The 16,520-nt window shown below is 65.5% G+C and carries 15 protein-coding genes and 1 pseudogene; 11 read left to right on the forward strand and 5 right to left on the reverse strand.

Features of this window, described 5'->3' with window-relative positions:
• Positions 1 to 30: 30 nt before the first annotated feature.
• The 8 genes and pseudogenes from VIK36_RS04840 to VIK36_RS04875 all read left to right on the forward strand — a co-directional run bounded on the left by VIK36_RS04840 (position 31) and on the right by VIK36_RS04875 (position 8,045).
• On the forward strand, positions 31 to 1,038 hold the full coding sequence (locus VIK36_RS04840) for a LacI family DNA-binding transcriptional regulator (protein ID WP_141157995.1): 1,008 nt from the start codon (positions 31 to 33) through the stop codon (positions 1,036 to 1,038).
• A 135-nt stretch (positions 1,039 to 1,173) separates the two neighbouring features.
• Positions 1,174 to 2,169: a substrate-binding domain-containing protein gene (locus VIK36_RS04845; RefSeq protein WP_324644276.1), complete on the forward strand. Its 996-nt coding sequence runs from the start codon at positions 1,174 to 1,176 to the stop codon at positions 2,167 to 2,169.
• 63 nt (positions 2,170 to 2,232) lie between these two features.
• Complete coding sequence (locus VIK36_RS04850; RefSeq protein ID WP_141157993.1) at positions 2,233 to 3,300, forward strand: ABC transporter permease; 1,068 nt, start codon at positions 2,233 to 2,235, stop codon at positions 3,298 to 3,300.
• Positions 3,301 to 3,312: 12 nt separating this feature from the next.
• The gene (locus tag VIK36_RS04855; protein ID WP_141157992.1) at positions 3,313 to 4,248 is read left to right on the forward strand and encodes an ATP-binding cassette domain-containing protein; all 936 of its coding nucleotides are present in this window, start codon (positions 3,313 to 3,315) and stop codon (positions 4,246 to 4,248) included.
• Positions 4,249 to 4,351: 103 nt separating this feature from the next.
• Positions 4,352 to 4,882, forward strand: a pseudogene (locus VIK36_RS04860) (Gfo/Idh/MocA family protein); the annotation flags it as partial.
• 249 nt (positions 4,883 to 5,131) lie between these two features.
• Positions 5,132 to 6,220: a Gfo/Idh/MocA family oxidoreductase gene (locus VIK36_RS04865; RefSeq protein WP_324644277.1), complete on the forward strand. Its 1,089-nt coding sequence runs from the start codon at positions 5,132 to 5,134 to the stop codon at positions 6,218 to 6,220.
• On the forward strand, positions 6,220 to 7,005 hold the full coding sequence (locus tag VIK36_RS04870) for a TIM barrel protein (protein ID WP_324644278.1): 786 nt from the start codon (positions 6,220 to 6,222) through the stop codon (positions 7,003 to 7,005). Before VIK36_RS04865 ends, VIK36_RS04870 begins: the two co-directional genes overlap by 1 nt.
• Positions 7,002 to 8,045, forward strand: coding sequence for a Gfo/Idh/MocA family oxidoreductase (locus tag VIK36_RS04875; protein WP_324644279.1), 1,044 nt, complete (start codon positions 7,002 to 7,004; stop codon positions 8,043 to 8,045). The genes VIK36_RS04870 and VIK36_RS04875 overlap by 4 nt, the downstream gene beginning before the upstream one ends.
• Positions 8,046 to 8,057: 12 nt before the next feature.
• Here the strand turns inward: VIK36_RS04875 and VIK36_RS04880 are convergent, their stop codons facing one another.
• A complete protein-coding gene (locus tag VIK36_RS04880) occupies positions 8,058 to 8,507 on the reverse strand; it encodes a MarR family winged helix-turn-helix transcriptional regulator (protein ID WP_255174561.1) in 450 nt (149 codons plus the stop codon).
• A 166-nt stretch (positions 8,508 to 8,673) separates the two neighbouring features.
• On the opposite strand from VIK36_RS04880, the gene VIK36_RS04885 reads away from it, so the two are divergent.
• The gene (locus VIK36_RS04885; RefSeq protein ID WP_324644280.1) at positions 8,674 to 9,876 is read left to right on the forward strand and encodes an MFS transporter; all 1,203 of its coding nucleotides are present in this window, start codon (positions 8,674 to 8,676) and stop codon (positions 9,874 to 9,876) included.
• Positions 9,877 to 9,914: 38 nt separating this feature from the next.
• Here VIK36_RS04885 and iolB read toward each other — a convergent pair whose 3' ends face one another.
• Together iolB and VIK36_RS04895 are read right to left on the reverse strand one after the other, a co-directional pair.
• Positions 9,915 to 10,808 carry a 5-deoxy-glucuronate isomerase gene (gene iolB, locus VIK36_RS04890; protein ID WP_255174563.1) on the reverse strand — a complete coding sequence of 298 codons (894 nt, stop codon included), beginning with the start codon at positions 10,806 to 10,808 and terminating at the stop codon, positions 9,915 to 9,917.
• Between the two features lie 17 nt (positions 10,809 to 10,825).
• Positions 10,826 to 11,566, reverse strand: coding sequence for a GntR family transcriptional regulator (locus tag VIK36_RS04895; protein WP_324644281.1), 741 nt, complete (start codon positions 11,564 to 11,566; stop codon positions 10,826 to 10,828).
• A gap of 411 nt (positions 11,567 to 11,977) precedes the next feature.
• On the opposite strand from VIK36_RS04895, the gene VIK36_RS04900 reads away from it, so the two are divergent.
• Positions 11,978 to 13,114, forward strand: a complete 1,137-nt coding sequence (locus tag VIK36_RS04900; RefSeq protein ID WP_255174565.1) for an LOG family protein — start codon at positions 11,978 to 11,980, stop codon at positions 13,112 to 13,114.
• A 41-nt stretch (positions 13,115 to 13,155) separates the two neighbouring features.
• Here VIK36_RS04900 and VIK36_RS04905 read toward each other — a convergent pair whose 3' ends face one another.
• On the reverse strand, positions 13,156 to 14,295 hold the full coding sequence (locus VIK36_RS04905; RefSeq protein ID WP_324644282.1) for a VIT1/CCC1 transporter family protein: 1,140 nt from the start codon (positions 14,293 to 14,295) through the stop codon (positions 13,156 to 13,158).
• 266 nt (positions 14,296 to 14,561) lie between these two features.
• On the opposite strand from VIK36_RS04905, the gene VIK36_RS04910 reads away from it, so the two are divergent.
• Complete coding sequence (locus tag VIK36_RS04910; protein ID WP_159632808.1) at positions 14,562 to 14,786, forward strand: hypothetical protein; 225 nt, start codon at positions 14,562 to 14,564, stop codon at positions 14,784 to 14,786.
• Between the two features lie 75 nt (positions 14,787 to 14,861).
• Here the strand turns inward: VIK36_RS04910 and VIK36_RS04915 are convergent, their stop codons facing one another.
• Positions 14,862 to 16,382: a sodium:solute symporter gene (locus VIK36_RS04915; RefSeq protein ID WP_324644283.1), complete on the reverse strand. Its 1,521-nt coding sequence runs from the start codon at positions 16,380 to 16,382 to the stop codon at positions 14,862 to 14,864.
• Between the last annotated feature and the right edge of the window lie 138 nt (positions 16,383 to 16,520).

Here is a 16,520-nt window from a genome sequence, read left to right on the forward strand (position 1 = left end):
ATCCTCAAGGCCGCAACGAAAGGCAATCGCATGGTGAATGACAGTCAAAAAACGCGGCGGCCAACCATCTATGACGTGGCAAAACACGCGGGCGTATCGCCGTCGTTGGTTTCCCTGGTGCTTCAGGATCCGGCGCGGGTGAGCGCCAAGCGGCGCGAAGCCGTGCGGGCAGCCATCTCCGAGCTTGGTTACCGGCCCAGCCGCGCGGCCACCGCCCTCGCCAGCAGTCGCACCAAGAGCATAGGGCTGGTCATCGACGACTACCGCAATCTCTGGTTTGTTGATCTGCTGCGTGGAATGGAATCTGCGCTGAGCCCGGAGGGCTACCGTGTGATGCTCGCTGATTCCAGGCCGGGCGAGAATCGCATCAGCGAAGCCGTTGACGGCCTGCTGGCCATGCATGTTGACGCGCTCGTGATAGCCGCCGAACCCAGCCCCTCCATGCTCGCGGGAGCCGAAGTGCCGACCGTCGTCGCGGGGTGGCGCAGCGGCGTGCCTGCGGGGGCCGACCTGATTTCCAATGACGACGAGGGCGGGGGTGTGTTGGCAGCGGACCATCTGCTGGGTCTTGGCCACACGAAGATCGGTCACCTGTCCGGGGTGGGTGGAGCTGCTGCCCATCGCAGGGCCGGCTTCGCTAGGCGCCTCAAAGAAGCGGGGGTGCACCTACACATTGCGGGTGAGTCCGGCGGGACGTCGGAGGAAGACGGCTACGCCTCGGCCTGCTGGATCCTGGATCATCATCCGGATACGACAGCCATCTTCGCCGCGAACGATACTATGGCGCTCGGCGCACTGGCTGCTTTTAGGGAGCGCGGACTGTTGGTTCCCGGCGACATTTCGCTGATCGGGTATGACAACTCCACGTTGGCAAAATCGAGGTACCTCGACATCACTACCGTTGATAACCGAAGTGACATGGTCGGCGTCGGCGTTGCCCGCGTGCTTCTGGCGCGCCTCGAGGATCCCTCCCTTCGCCCCAGCCGCACCCTCATTGATCCGGAGCTCGTACTTCGCAGCACCACCGCGTCACGCTGACTGATAAAAAGTAACAACATCCTAATGTCAGGACAAACTATTGACTTCTGTGAATTGAATCACCAAGATCGGTGTAGAGGGCTTTGAGCCCCTGCAGAGTGGCAGGGCCGTAACCCCGATCAAAGGAGATATATCGTGAAGAAGTTTTCGTGGCGGAAGGCGGTCCTGGTGGCGGCCGTCGTTCCTATGATGGCTCTAAGCGCTTGTTCCACCCAAGGCGGTAAGCCCGCCGACAGTGGCAATGCCGCCGGCGGGGGTCAGGCCGTCATTACTGCCCGGATGAAGGTAGCCCTCATCACCCACGCTGCAGCGGGCGATACCTTTTGGGACATAGTCCGCAAGGGTGCTGAGGAGGCTTCCGCAAAAGATAACGTTGAACTGCTCTACACCAGCGACCCTGAGGCAGGCCGCCAAGCTCAGCTCGTCCAGCAGGCCATCGACCAGAAGGTTGACGGGATTGCCGTCACCCTCGCCACCCCAGACGCGCTCAAGGACGTGCTAAAGAAGGCTACCGACGCCGGCATTCCGGTGGTGAGCCTGAACGCGGGCGAGTCGGTCTCAGCCCAGCTCGGGGCATTCACCCACTTCGGCTCCAATGAACAGCTTGCCGGGCAGGCGGTCGGAGCCAAGCTCGCCGAACAGGGCTTCAAGCACCCCGTCTGCGTCATCCAGCAGCAGGGCCACGTTGGACTTGAAGCGCGCTGCGCCGGCGTCAAGACGAAGGTTCCGGGCACGGAGATTCTGTATGTCGACGGCAAGGATATGACGTCGGTCCAGTCCACTGCGACGGCAAAGCTCCAAGCGGCGAAGGACGCTGACGTAATTATCGGCTTGGGCGCACCGATCACCCTTACGTTGCTCAAGTCCGTCACGGACGCGAGCAGCTCTGCAAAGGTTGCTAGCTTCGACCTGAACGCAGACCTCGCCCAGAAGATCGTAGATGGTGCTGTGATCTTCACCGTGGACCAGCAGCCGTGGCTGCAGGGCTACCTGTCCGTTGATTCGCTCTGGCAGGCCAAGCGCGGCGGCTTCAAGATTGGTGGCGGTCAGCCTGTTTTGACCGGTCCCACCATTGTGGACAAGTCCAACGCATCTGACGTCCTCAAATTCGCCCAGCAGGGCGTCCGCTAGATCCAGGCTTTAGGCCGCGCGGCGGATACGGCCGCGCGGCCTGACCAACAAGGAGTTCTTCCTATGGCAAAGACAGCAACCCTGACGCCGGCACCGGCCTCGGTTCCCGTGCCCCGCGCCGACGAAAGAGTAGGCCAACGAAGCGCCGTCCAGAAGCTCCTGGGCCGCCCAGAGGTGGGCGCACTCGTCGGCGCCGTGGTGCTCTTCGTCTTCTTCGCACTGGTTTCCTCGACCTTTACCCAGCCCAACGCACTGGCCACCGTCCTTTACGGCAGTTCCACAATCGGGATTATGGCGGTGGGGGTGTCGCTGCTGATGATCGGCGGCGAGTTTGACCTCTCCACCGGTGTTGCCGTCATCAGCTCAGCGCTGACGGCCTCCCTGTTCAGCTGGAACTTCTCAATGAACGCGTGGGTCGGCGTCGTGCTGGCGCTCGTCGTTTCCCTCGGCATCGGTTTCATCAATGGCTGGATCCTGATAAAAACGAAACTTCCCAGCTTTATCGTCACCCTCGCCACGTTCCTGATGCTGACGGGCCTGAATCTGGCACTGACCCGTCTCATCGGGGGCAGCGTGTCCTCCCCGTCCATCTCCAAGCTCGACGGTTTTGACTCGGCCCATGCCGTGTTTGCGTCGTCCATCAGCATTGGTGGGGTCGAGGTTAAAATCACGGTGTTCTTCTGGATCATCCTCGTCGCTGTGGCGTCCTGGGTCCTGCTCCGCACCCGGATCGGCAACTGGATTTTTGCCGTTGGTGGCGACGCGGACGCCGCCCGCGCTGTGGGTGTTCCGGTGAACAAGACGAAGATCGGCCTTTTCATGGCGGTGGGCTTCTGCGGCTGGATCCTGGGCATGCACAACCTCTTCGCCTTCGATGCCGTGCAGTCCGGTGAGGGCGTAGGCAACGAGTTCCTTTACATCATCGCCGCGGTGATCGGCGGGTGCCTCTTGACCGGTGGTTACGGCTCAGCGGTGGGCGGCGCAATCGGTGCGTTCATCTTCGGAATGGCCAACAAGGGCATTGTCTACGCGCAGTGGAACCCGGACTGGTTCAAGTTCTTCCTCGGCCTGATGCTGCTGCTGGCCACCATCGTGAACCTCATCGTCAAGCGCCGCGCAGAGCTCAAGTAAGGGGAGAAACAAATGAATGCCAACCAGATCGACCAACAGGCCCTGCTCAAGGATGAAAAGGACCCCTTGACCCACACCCCCGTCCACCTGCTCTCCCTCGAGGGCGTGGGCAAGCACTACGGGAATATCATCGCCCTGAGCGACGTCACTATGGCCGTGGACAACGGCCGCGTCACCTGCGTACTGGGCGACAACGGTGCGGGAAAGTCCACACTGATCAAGATCATCGCCGGCCTGCACCAGCACGACGCAGGAGTCCTGAACGTCATGGGCGAGGAACGGAAGTTCAGCTCCCCCCGTGACGCCCTCGACGCCGGCATCGCCACCGTCTACCAGGACCTCGCCGTGGTCCCGCTGATGCCCATTTGGCGGAACTTCTTCCTCGGCTCGGAACTCACGTCCGGCTTCGGCCCATTCAAGAGCATGGACGTCGAGAAGATGAAGGCCATCACCCTCAAGGAACTTGCCGAGATGGGGATCGACCTGCGCGATGTGGAACAGCCCATCGGCCAGCTCTCCGGCGGCGAGCGCCAGTGTGTTGCTATTGCCCGGGCGGTGTATTTCGGAGCCAAGGTCCTCATCCTGGACGAGCCGACGGCGGCCCTCGGCGTGAAGCAGTCAGGCGTAGTCCTGCGCTACATTCTCCAGGCGAGGGACCGTGGACTCGGCGTCATCTTCATCACCCACAACCCGCACCACGCCTTCCCGGTGGGGGACCGGTTCCTGCTGCTCAAGCGCGGAAAGTCGATCGGTTACTACGACAAGAAGGACATTTCGCTGGACGAGCTCACGGCCCAGATGGCCGGCGGCGCAGAACTCGCAGAACTTGCCCACGAGCTTGAACAGCTCGGCGGACACGGCGATGTGGTCAAGGAAGTCCAGGCCGAGGTTGCCGACGTGAGCCACACGTCCGAGCCCTCAAGGGACAGCAGCCCGCGGCACGTATAGCAGGACCGTCAGCAGGACCGGACGGGCCCGCCGGATATGGACTGGACGGGCCCGCCGCTACCTGCCAATGGTGCAAGGAAAGAACAGCAGACGGGAAGACAGCATGCCGATCCGGGTTGGCGTCATTGGCGCCGGTGTCATGGGCGCAGACCACATCAAGAACCTGGGCACCGCCATCAGCGGGGCCGACGTCACCTTCGTAGCAGACCTCGACGCCGGGCGGGCCGCGGAAGCGGCGCCTCCATCGGCACGCATCACCACCGATCCTTCCGAGCTGATCAACTCCAGCGAGGTGGACGCCGTCGTTGTTGCCTCGCACGACTCAACGCTGCTGTCGCTGGGCTTCATGCGGCGCTTTGATCCCGGGTACGTGGCCCTGCGCAGGTCCGTGCAGGAACGGGCCCAGGGTGAGCCGCTGATTGTCCGCTGCACCAGCCGCAACGCCGCTGCGGGCCCCGGCACCACAGCGGAATCCGCCATTACCAACTCGGCCATCCACGAGCTGGACATCATCCCCTGGCTGCTGGGTTCGCCCATCACTGAAGTCTCATGGCAGGCGGGGCGGAGCAGCGTGGAAGAAGCCGGAACCCGCCGGGCTGCCGTGCCTGCGGACTGGCGGCCCCGCTTCGCCGAAGTCCTTGGCCGGCCAGAAAGGCTGCATGCCACATCGGCCAGCCGCAGCCGTCCGGGGTCAACACCCAGCTCCCTGCAGTGATGCAGTTCGCCGACGGCGGTGAGGTCCAAAGCCCGCAGCGCCCCCTCGCTGCCTCCACCCGGACCCTGGAAGTAGCCGACGAAATCTGCCGCCAGCTTCCATCGAGTTTCCAGGCTAAGGCAACAGCTGCCTGGGTTTTTATTGATCCACTACTGAAAGGACGAGCCGATGGCTTACATCCCGCACAACCAAACACCAGGTCCCGCACCCGTCCGGATCGGGCTCATCGGCTCCGGCTGGATGGGGGCTTTCCATGCCGAGAGCATCGCCCGCCGAGTCCCCGGTGCTGAGCTGGCGGCCATCGCGGACCCGAACGTCGAGTCCGCCCAGGCCCTTGCCACGGAATTGGGCACCCCCAAGGTCACAGCCAGCGCCGAAGATATCTTTGCGGACCTGGAGATCGACGCCGTCATCATCGCCAGCCCTGTGCGCTTCCACTCGGCACTGATCGCGCAGGCCGCAGCCGCGGGAAAGCACGTCTTCTGTGAGAAGCCGGCCGGCCAGGGGCTGGAGGAACTCGATGCCGCGCTGGAAGCGGTGGAGGAAGCCGGTGTGCACTTTCAGATCGGCTTCAACCGCCGGTATGCGGACGACTTCCAGGCTGCCAAGAAGGACCTGGCAGCCGGCATCGCAGGAACGCCGCAGCTCCTGCGCTCGCTGACCCGCGATCCCGGAAACGGGAGCATTCCCAACGCGGCAAGGGTCCCGGCCTGGACCATCTTCCTGGAGACCCTCATCCACGACTTCGACACCCTCAACTGGTTCAACGAGGGCGCAGAGCCGGTGGAGGTGTACGCGGTGGCGGATGCACTGGTGGAGCCTTCCCTGCGCAGCCAGGGTTTCCTGGACACCGCGGTGGTCACCATCAGGTACAGCAACGGCGCGGTGGCGGTGGCGGAAGCGAACTTCAGCGCGCTCTACGGTTACGACATCCGCGGGGAAGTCTTTGGGTCCAAGGGCATGGTCCAGGCCGGGCGCGCCACGGAAACTGCAGCCCGCCGGTACACGGCCGAGGGGCTCTCGGCCGACACCCCCCGCCTCAACGTCGAGCTCTTCCGTCAGGCCTACACCGACGAACTTGCTGATTTTGCGGGGGCCGTACGTGCCCGGCTGGACGGCAAGCCGTCGCCGTCGTCCGACGTCACCCTGACTCCCGGCGCTGCCGACGCCCGCCGCGCCCTTGCCATGGCACTGGCCTGCATTGAGTCCGTCAAGAGCGGGGCCCCCGTTGCCGTTGCCGAGAAAGCCGCACTTTGATGCGCCTGGCAGTCTGCGCGGAGATGGTCTACACCGACCTTCCGTTTGTGGAGCGGGTGCGCCGCATCCACGAGGCCGGCTTCGACGTTGAACTGTGGGATTCGCGCAGCAAGGACATTCAGGCGCTGAAGGCCACCGGTGCCGTTTTCTCGTCCATGACGGGCTACACTTCAGGCAGCCTGGTGGACCCGGACACCTGCGATGACGTGGTCCGGACAGCCGAATCCTTGATCCCCACCGCGCTGGAACTCGGCGTGAGCCGCATGGTGGTGCACCCGGCCGAACTGGTGGACGGTCACGCCGCCCGCCCGGCCTACCGTTCCACCGGGCGCATGTGGGCAACAGGCGCGCGGACCCTCGAGAGGCTCGGGAACCTGGGCGAACCGCACGGCGTGACATTTTGCCTGGAAAACCTCAACACCATCCTTGACCATCCCGGCATCCCACTCGCACGGGCCAAGGACACACTGGCCTTGGTGGAAGCTGCGGCGCATCCCTACGCAAAGCTGATGCTGGACCTTTACCACGCCCAGATGGGGGAGGGGAACCTGATCGAGCTGGTGCGTTCCGCGCTGCCGTACATCGGCGAAATTCAGGTGGCGGACGTGCCCGGCCGTTGCGAGCCGGGCACCGGGGAAATCAATTATGCAGCCGTGGCGCGGGCCCTTGCCGAGGCCGGTTATGAGGGCACAGTGGGAATGGAGGCGTGGGCGAAGGACGACAGCGACGCCGCCCTCGAAGCCTTCAGAACGGCGTTCACCGTCTATGCGGAGGAAAAACTGTGAAAACTGTGACTCTTGGCCTGGTGGGTGTGGGCCGGATCGGCAGCATGCACGCGGATAACATCGCCAGGCTCAACGATGCCATGAAACCGGAAGGCATTGAGGTCAGGCTGCGGCTTACCGACGTCGCCGAAGATCATGCCAGGACCGTCGCCCACAACTTGGGCGCGGAGTTCCTTCCGTCCGTGGAAGTGCTGCTCGCCTCCGGCCTGGACGGACTGGTGGTTGCCACCGGCACGGGCACGCATCCTGGCCTCATCAAGGCAGGGGTGGATGCCGGCATTCCGGTCTTCTGCGAAAAGCCGGTGGCCTTGAATGTTGCCGATGCCCTGCCTGTGCTGGACTACATCCGGGACAAGAACGGCGTGGTCCAGATCGGCCACCAGCGCCGTTTCGATGCCGGCTACCTGGAAGCACGGAGGGCTTATCAGGCAGGCGAGTTGGGGTGGATCCACTCCCTGCGCGCGGTCACCTGCGACATGGCCCCGCCGCCCGTGGAGTTCCTGGCCACCTCCGGCGGGCTCTTCCGTGACTGCTCGGTGCACGACTTTGACATCCTTCGCTGGCTGACCGGCCGTGAAATCGTAGAGGTCTATGCCAAGGGATCCAACAACGGGGACCCGGAGATCGGCGCTGTAGGGGATGTTGACACAGCGCTGGCGCTGGTGGCCTTCGACGACGGCACAGTAGGCACGGTCTCGGCGACCCGGTACAACGGGGCGGGCCACGACGTGCGGCTGGAAATCCAGGGGTCCAGCCGGTCGCTCATGGTGGGCCTCGACGACAGGACCGCTTTGGCATCAGCCGAGCCCGGCGTGTTATTTCCCTCGGGCGACCCGCACACGACGTTTGCCGGGCGCTTCGACCAGGCCTACCGTTCCGAGATGGCCGCGTTCGTTGAGCTTGTCCTGGGCCGTCGGGACAACCCGTGTACGCCCGAGGACGCTGTGGCCGCCTCCCGGGTGGCCGATGCCGCGCAGGCGTCCCTGGCCACCGGCCTTCCGGTTCGGGTGGCAGGAGCCGTAGCCAGCCGGGTGGCCTGAGCCGCGCCCCGGTCAGGACAGCGCGTGCAGCTTGGGGAGCGCGTCAACCAAGGGGGCCAGTTCCGGAATGTCCCGCGCTGCGCCCAGGGCACGTTCGAGGGTGGCATCGTGCACCGGCCTCGCTTCCTCCAGGAGGCTGAGGCCGGTGGGTGTCAGTTCCGTGTAGATACCGCGGCGGTCGTCGTCGCACAGGATCCTGGTCAGGAGGCCGCGGTCCTCCAGCCGGTTCACCAGCCTTGTGGTGGCGCTGGGGCTCAGGGCGGTGGCGCGCGCCAGCTGCTGCATGCGCATGTGCCACCCGTCCTGACGGCTGAGGGCGTCCAGCACCGTGTACTCCACCACTGAGAGCTTCGACTTCGCCTGGAGGGCCCGTTCCAGTTCGTTTTCGATCAGCCCGTGCAGGGCCGCCAGGGTGCGCCAGCCCTGGGCGCGGACTTCGACGGCGTCGTCCTTGATGCCCATGCTTGCTCCTTCACAGAACGGCTCCGCAAAGAGGCCATCCGTAGCTCGAATCAGATAGTTGCTTGCGCGGTATATTTGCATGTGCAACAATAAATACCGCGCCTGCAACTATCTTAGGCGCCTCCCATCCTTGGAACAACCACACGCAGCTCAAAGGAGCATTCGCATGCCTGTTGGCCTGATAGCACTCGCCCTTGGCGGGTTTGGCATTGGACTCACTGAATTCGTCATCGCCGGTCTCCTCCCGGAGGTAGCGGCGGACTTCAGGGTGAGTGAAGCGTCGGCCGGCTGGTTCATCTCCGGCTACGCACTCTCCGTGGTGGTCGGGGCACTGGGCCTGACGGCCGCCGTGACACGGTTCCCGCGCAAACCCGTGCTGGCCGCCCTGCTGGTCCTGTTCATCGCCGGGAACCTGCTCTCCGCCACGGCGGACGGCTATTGGGCCATGATGCTGGGCCGCGTTGTTGCCGCCCTTTCGCACGGCGCCTTCTTCGGGATCGGGGCCGTAGTGGCGGCCGGGATGGTCCCGCCGAGCAAGAAGGCAGGAGCCATCGCGCTCATGTTCACGGGACTAACCGCAGCAAACGTCCTGGGTGTGCCGTTCGGGACGCTGCTGGGCCAGGCCGCCGGCTGGCGTGCCACCTTTTGGGCCATCACGGTCATCGGTGTGGCCGCGCTCGCAGGCATCCTTGCGCTCGTTCCCAAGTCGGCCGGGGATGCAGAAGAAGCTGGCAGCCTCCGCTCGGAGCTCCGCGCCTTCCGCTCGGGGCAGGTGTGGCTTTCCATTGTGGTGACCATCCTGGGCTTCGGCGGCATGTTCGGCGCGTTCACCTACATCGCCTACACCCTCACCGAAGTCTCAGGGTTCGGAGCCTCCACCGTGCCGTGGCTGCTCATTGTCTTCGGCGTGGGCCTCTTCGCCGGCAACACCCTGGGCGGTAAGGCCGCCGACCGCAACGTGGACAGGACGCTCCTCGTGGTGCTCGCCGCGCTGACCGTGGTCCTGGTGGCGTTCGCCCTGACAGCCGCCAATCCTGCCCTGACGGTCATCTCGCTGGTCCTGATGGGAGGCTTCGGCTTTGCCACCGTGCCGGGCCTGCAGATGCGCGTGATGAAGTACGCCTCGGGGGCGCCCACACTCGCCTCCGGCGCCAACATCGGAGCCTTCAACGTGGGCAACGCCCTGGGCGCATGGCTGGGCGGCGTCACCATCACAGCAGGGCTCGGCTACACCTCGCCCATTTGGGCCGGCGCGGCCATCACGCTTGCGGGCCTGGGGGTCATGGCACTCGCCGCGGCTGGCGCCAAGCGGAGCGAAAAGCACGCGGAGGGCCAGGTCCAGGCGGCGGAGGAGCTGGTCAGCCGCTAAGCGGCGGGACCCGAGGAGCTGCGCACCCTCAGTGCGCGTCAGGCGCCGAATGGCAGCCGCGGGTCGATGTCCTGGCTCTCCCAGGTCTGCCGCACCCAGCCGTGGTGCGGGTCGTCGCTGATCAGCCACTCCCGCACGGGACCGGGGCCCGCCATGACATTCAGGTAGTACATGTCGTAACCGGGCGCGGCCATGGCAGGACCGTGCCACCCGTAAGGAACCAGGACAACGTCGCCCGTGCGGACTTCGGCCGAGACATCAATGGGGCGTTCGTCGGAGGCGTAGACGCGCTGGTAGCCGATGGCGTCGGCGTCGGAGGGAGCGCCTGACCCTGCCGCCACCTGTGTCTCGAAGTAGTAGATCTCCTCCAGGGAGGTCTCGCCGTCCTTCTCCTCATCATGCTTGTGCGGAGGATACGAGGACCAGTTCCCGGCCGGGGTGAGGACCTCGCAGACGATGAAGCGGTCGGCCTCGAGTGCTGCCGGCGTGCCGAAGTTGTGGACCTGGCGTGAGCAGTTGCCGGCGCCGCGCAGTTCCACCGGCGTTTCGGCCGCGGATACCAGCCGGGTGGGGTACGACGCGTTCGCCGGTGCGGTGGCCACGGCAACGCGGCCCCCTTCGGCAGAGCTGATGCTCACGGCGCAGCCGGTGCCGGAGTAGAGCACGTCCGTCGGCCCGGAGAAGACAGAGGGCCGGCCGTTCAAGGGATGGTCGGTGCCGTCAACGGTGACGATGAAGGACCCGTTGAGGGGCACAACGATCCGTTCCTCGTCCCCGGCGGGAAGTTCGACGGCGGCGCCGGCAGGCACGGTGGCCACCTTCAGTCCGGTGTGTGCCCAGCCGTCTACGGTGAGAGAGGAGTCGGATGTTCCGATCGAGACATCCCATTTGCCGTCGGCGGCAGTGCCCAGGGGGTAGACCCAGTTGGTCATGGAGTTGGCTCCTTGGATTATCGCTGTACGAGTGTCATTTCAAAGCTGTAGGAATCGGCGCGGTACACATGCTGTCCTGTTTCCACCCGGCGTCCGGTATCGTCCACGGCGGTGCGTTCCATGGTGACCAGCGCGGATCCTTCGCTGGTTTCCAGCATGGAGGCCTGGTACTCATTAGCGGTCATGGCGCCGATCCGCTGGGTGGCCAGCCGGAAGTTCACCCCGCCGCGGCGGAGGATCGAGTACAGGCCCTCGGCACCGAGCATTGCCTCGTCCATCTCGGCGATGTCGTCGCGCACCCAGTTCTCCATGAGGGCCAGGGGTTTGCCGCCGACTTTCCGCAGCCTGGTGAAGTGGTACACCTTCGAGCCTGCGGGGAGCTGGAGCGTGGCCAGGATGGCGTCGTCGGCCTCGATGTGGGAGAAGCTCAGGACTTCCGTGGTGGGTTTCTTGCCGTTGTTGGTGAGGTCGTCATAGAGGCTGGACAGCTCCAAAGGGCGTCGCACCTGGCTGGAGACCACCTGCGTTCCCACGCCGCGCTTGCGCACCAGCAGGCCGGACCGGACCAATTCGTCCATGGCCTTGCGCATGGTTGGCCGGGACAGGTTGAGCTGGGCTGCCAGGTCGATCTCGTTATCCAACCGGCTGCCGGGCTCCAGCACGCCACTGTAAATGGCTGCCTCGATGCCTTGGACCACCTGGTGGTACAAGGGCACGGGGGAGGAGCGGTCGATGCTGAGTCCCAGGTTGTTCGCCACAGTGCATTTCCTCATACGTCGGTGTCAGCACCTTGATCTGGTCTCGACGCCGGCGCTGGCGGGCCTCTTCGGCATATGTCCGCTTGATAGGACATAGTTTCTTCCTTGAATCGTAGCAGGCGCCTGCCGCCGGTCAAGGGATTGCGTCCGCACCCCGCCCGACGAGGCGTCTCCGCGCCGTGCTGTACATGAACGACTCCCTCAACATGACCGCCTCGAGGAAGCCAGTGTGGTGAGCGCACTGCTGTTCCCGGGTGCCGCCGTCGGCGCCCTCACCGGAGGCGGCATGGCCGACCACCGCGGGGCCTGCCCGGCGCCTTTCCGTGATTGACGAAAAGGGCAGGGTCCGGTCCCGCGTTTGCGTCCGGTGGCCTAGGCTGGCTCCATGATGTGGACTGTGGGGCAGCAGCCGTGAATTACGCCGGAAGCCTTGGCCCCCGTCCCCGCACCCTCGAGGTACAGGACCTGGCGAGCTTCGACCGTCTGGTGGCTGGCGGTGCGGTCAATCTGCACGGCTGGCATGCACAGTCCCTGGACCTGCGGGGCCGGTCGGCCGCACTGAAAAGCGTCAGCGTCGAAGGCGCCATGTTCCTCGGCTGCCTCTTTGACGACGGCATGGAAGCCAACCTGCGCGGCCGCGGTGCCCTGATCTTTCCGCGGCTTGATGGCGTCCCCTTCGACCCCTACCGGGCTTCGCTGTATTCACCGGCCGAGCTGTATGCCGGTCTTGCCAGGTCCCCGTACGAGGAACTGCCGGATGCCCGCATCTACCACTGGAGCATCCAGCCGGGGCAACGACACCGCGTGGACGCAACCCTGGCCTCTGCCCTGCACGACCATGCAATCGGGGACGCGCTGGAGGAACTGACGCGATCGGAGGCGTGGACCCGCCGGTCCATCGTCGGCGTCATGGGCGGCCATGCCGCGCCCCGGGGGAGCCGGGAGTTTGCGGACGCAGCGCGGCTCGGGAAGCTGCTGGCCGGTGAGGGCTATTCGGTGGCCACCGGCGGCGGCCCCGGTGCCATGGAGGCGGCTAACCTGGGCGCCTACCTGTGCCAGGCGTCCGACGGCGACTTGGAGGCGGCGCTTGCCACGCTCGCGGTGGTCCCGGGGTTCCGGCCGTCCGTGTCGGCGTGGGCGCGGGCGGCGGCTGCCGTCGTCGAACGCCATCCGGACGGGACTCCGTCGCTCGGGATCCCCACCTGGTTTTACGGGCATGAGCCGCCCAACTACTTTGCCACGCACATCGCCAAATACTTCGCCAATGCCATCCGCGAGGCCATCCTGCTGGAACTGTGCCACGGCGGCATCGTCTTCCTGCCGGGAGCCGCCGGCACCGTCCAGGAGATCTTCCAGGACGCCTGCGAGAACTACTACGGCGCCCGCGAAAAGGTGGCCCCCATGGTCCTGGTGGGTCGGCGCCACTGGGAGCAGGAGTATCCGGCCTGGCCCATGCTGCGCAGCCTGGCCGCCGGCAGGGCCATGGCGGACTACATCCACCTGGTGGACACGGTGGATGAAGCAGTGGAGGTCCTCCGGCAGCGCTGAACGCTGCCGGAGGACCTCCACGAAGTGTCCTTTGCCTGGTGCTAGCCGACGGCCGTGCCGAAGAGCAGGCCCAGCAGGTACGTGATGGCTGCCGCGCCCAGGCCGATGGCAAGCTGCCGCAGGCCGCGGGTCAGCGGGGAGGTGCCGGACAGCAGGCCGACGGCGGCACCGGTCGCCAGGAGCGCGATGCCCACGAGGGCGCCCGCGACCACGAGGGCAGCGACGCCGGTCAGGCCGAACAGGAACGGCAGGATGGGGACGATGGCGCCGGAGGCGAAGAAGCAGAAGCTGGACAGCGCCGCACCCCAGGCCGTGCCCACTGCCTCATGCTGGTCCTCTTCCTCCGGCAGGTCCGGCTGCAGGGACAGACTGGGGTCGCAGTCGCAGGGCAGCAACCCCATGCGCTCGGCCACCCGGTGTTCGGCCGCTTCCCGGGACATGCCGCGGGCCAGGTACACCAGGAGCAGTTCGTTGTGCTCGAGGTCAAGCTTGGGTGCGGCCGCCAGCGTGACCTGCGTGGGCCGGGTGGCCGCCAGCAGTTCGCGCTGGGAGCGGACGGAAATGAATTCGCCCGCGCCCATGGACATGGCACCGGCCAGGAGCCCGGCGATGCCGCTGAGCAGCACCACGCTGCTTGCCACGCCGGACGCGGCCATGCCCATCACCAGGGAGAGGTTGCTGACCAGGCCGTCGTTCGCGCCAAAGACCGCGGCGCGGAAGGTACCGGCCAGGCGGTTGCGCCCACGGGTGGCCAGGCCCCGCACCACTTCCTCATGGATCTGCTCATCAGCGGCCATGGCGGCTGTGGCGTTGGGGTCCTTGGCATAGGGGGAGCGGCCCTCGGCGCGCTGGGCCAGGGCAAGCACAAACACGGAGCCAAAGTGGCGGGCCAGGAATCCGAGGAAACGGCTCCGGGCGGAGGCCCTTTTCGGCTTGCCTGCGTGGTCGCCCAGCAGCGCCAGCCAATGGGCCTCATGGCGGCCTTCGGCCTCGGCCAGGGCAAGGAGGATGGACCGTTCCTCGCCCTCGCGGTTCTGGGCCAGGTCCCGGTAGACGGCGGCTTCGGCGCGCTCGTCGGCCAGGTATTGGCGCCACCGCTTGATGTTCGACGGCGAGGGCTCGGTTGGGTTGGCGGCCCCGGCGGGCGTGGCGTGGGATTCGGACTGGGCGTGCTGCGACACTGTAACTCCTGGGCTGGAAAGGGCATGTACTCGCGCCTTTGCCCTGCCAGCCTACTGCGGATTTCCGCGGTTTTTTGGCTGGCAAACCTCGCTGGGAAGTTTCGGTTGACCTTAAAACGTCGGGTGTCCCGGCTGCAGTTAGGGACTCATTTCCGGGACCGCGGCGGCTATTGACCCGTCCGCCCGGCCGGTGCTCTGATGAAGGTGTGGCGCAGCCTGCGCCCTACCTGAAAGAGCACGTCAGGCGAACATACGGAGGTTGAATCATGAGCACCACCGGACAGCACCCGGACATGCCGCACCTGGACGCCGTCGAAGCGGACCCCGCCTACGATTACGCCGAGGATGCACCGGTAGACGACGCGGACTGGGACGCGGAAGACGAATTCATCGACGAGGAAGAGCCGGTGGTCCAGCCGGCCCCGGTAGTCATCGACGCCGAGGACCGTGAGGTCCCGCTGGATGACGACGAGCGCGACACGGGGGAGTAGGACTTACGACGGCGGCACCTCCTTTCGCTGCAGGGCGAAAGGAGGTGCCGCCGTCGTGCGTTTAATCCCTGCGTGTCAGCGGCCGGCGAGGACTTCCTCTGGAGTGCCTTCCTGCTCCTGCCCGGCAACCCGGAGTTGCCAGGCGCGCATGACCGCGGGATCGGTGGGGCGCGTGAGCAGCGAGGCGGCAACGTACACAATGGCCGAGCTGAGCAGGCCGTAGTAGATGGGTTCGTTGGCGTAGATTCCGTCCAACGGGACCTCGGCGTTGATCTCGAGGATGATCATGGTGCCGAGGGTGATGACCGAGCCGACGGCCATCGAAGCAGCGGCGGCGATGCCGGTGCCGCGCTTCCACACCAGGCCGCCAAGGATGGCCACCAGGAGGCCGCCCACCAGGATGTCGTAAGCAATGGTCAGGGCCGCGACAACGTCCTTGGTGACGATGGCGATGACAATGGCCACGATGCCCAGCGCCAGGACCCAGATCCGGTTGGCCTTGACGTCGTGCTCAGGGTTTTCGGTGTCTCCGGTGTTGACCGTCCTGCCGAACCAGCCGGCCACGAAGGGCAGGACGTCGGCACGGGCAACGGTGGCGGCAGCGATCAGAGCGCCGGAGGCGGTGGACATCATGGCCGCCACGGCAGCGGCCAGGACCAGGCCGCCGATGCCGATGGGCAGGATGTTCTGGGCAACCTCGGCGTAGACGTCGTCCTTCGCGGCGATCTTGACGTTGGACAGTGCAACGTTGGCGGCCATGCCGATCAGGGAGCCGGCAACACCGTAGAGGATGCAGTAGATGCCTGCGGTGGCGCCGCCCCAGCGGGCCACCGTGGGGGTCTTGGCGGTGAACACGCGCTGCCAGATGTCCTGCCCGATCAGCAGGCCCAGGGTGTAGACCACGAAGTAGGTGATGATCGTCTGGATGCCGATGCCGTCAATCTGGAAGAAGCTGGCATCCACCCGGCTGCGGATCCCGTCCAGGCCGCCGGCTGCGTTCAGCGTGAAGGGCAGCATCAGGAAGAAAATGCCCACGGTCTTGATGACGAACTGGACCTGGTCCGCCAGCGTGATGGACCACATGCCGCCGATGGTGGAGTACACCAGCACGATGGCGCCGCCGATGGCGATGGCCAGTGCCCGGTCAAGGCCGAAAAGAACGACGAAGATGGTGGCGTAGGCGCCGGTGGAAGTGGCGCAGAGCATCAGCGTGTAGGCAAGCATGACGATGCCGGACGCCTCGGTGGCCCTGCTTCCGTAGCGGAGGGTGAGCATTTGGGAAACCGTGTAGATCTTCAGCTTCTGGATGGTCCCGGCAAAGAGCAGGCTTAGGAGCAGGACGCCCGCACCGATGGCTACCACGAGCCACATCCCGGAGATGCCGAACTTGTAACCAAGCCCCACGCCGCCCACTGTGGACGCTCCGCCCAGGACGACGGCGGCCATGGTTCCGGTGTAGAGGAACGGGCCAAGGCGGCGTCCGGCCACCAGGAAGTCACTGTTGTTCCTGGTGCGGGACTTGCCCCACCAGCCGAAGGCCAGCATTGCGAGAAGATACACCACCACAATGGCGATGTTGATGGCACGTGCATCCATAAATGGCTCCTTGGAGCTGTTGGGGCCGGGTGTGGGACCTGGGGCAGGGACGCCCGGAACCGCCGCGGACGAATACGGAGAGGACCTGCAATTGCCTCATAGGCAACAGGAGTTTCCAAAGACTAGGGTGTGACGCGG

Source organism: Pseudarthrobacter sp. LT1, assembly GCF_035621795.1.
Taxonomy (GTDB): Bacteria; Actinomycetota; Actinomycetes; order Actinomycetales; family Micrococcaceae; genus Arthrobacter.

Excerpts from the sequence above, each read along its gene's own strand:
- VIK36_RS04840 (WP_141157995.1), top strand. The coding sequence starts at position 31 with ATGGTGAATGACAGTCAAAAAACGCGGCGGCCAACCATCTATGACGTG.
- VIK36_RS04850 (WP_141157993.1), top strand. The coding sequence starts at position 2,233 with ATGGCAAAGACAGCAACCCTGACGCCGGCACCGGCCTCGGTTCCCGTG.
- VIK36_RS04855 (WP_141157992.1), top strand. The coding sequence starts at position 3,313 with ATGAATGCCAACCAGATCGACCAACAGGCCCTGCTCAAGGATGAAAAG.
- VIK36_RS04865 (WP_324644277.1), top strand. The coding sequence starts at position 5,132 with ATGGCTTACATCCCGCACAACCAAACACCAGGTCCCGCACCCGTCCGG.
- VIK36_RS04870 (WP_324644278.1), top strand. The coding sequence starts at position 6,220 with ATGCGCCTGGCAGTCTGCGCGGAGATGGTCTACACCGACCTTCCGTTT.
- VIK36_RS04880 (WP_255174561.1), bottom strand. The coding sequence starts at position 8,507 with ATGGGCATCAAGGACGACGCCGTCGAAGTCCGCGCCCAGGGCTGGCGC.
- VIK36_RS04885 (WP_324644280.1), top strand. The coding sequence starts at position 8,674 with ATGCCTGTTGGCCTGATAGCACTCGCCCTTGGCGGGTTTGGCATTGGA.
- iolB (WP_255174563.1), bottom strand. The coding sequence starts at position 10,808 with ATGACCAACTGGGTCTACCCCCTGGGCACTGCCGCCGACGGCAAATGG.
- VIK36_RS04910 (WP_159632808.1), top strand. The coding sequence starts at position 14,562 with ATGAGCACCACCGGACAGCACCCGGACATGCCGCACCTGGACGCCGTC.
- VIK36_RS04915 (WP_324644283.1), bottom strand. The coding sequence starts at position 16,382 with ATGGATGCACGTGCCATCAACATCGCCATTGTGGTGGTGTATCTTCTC.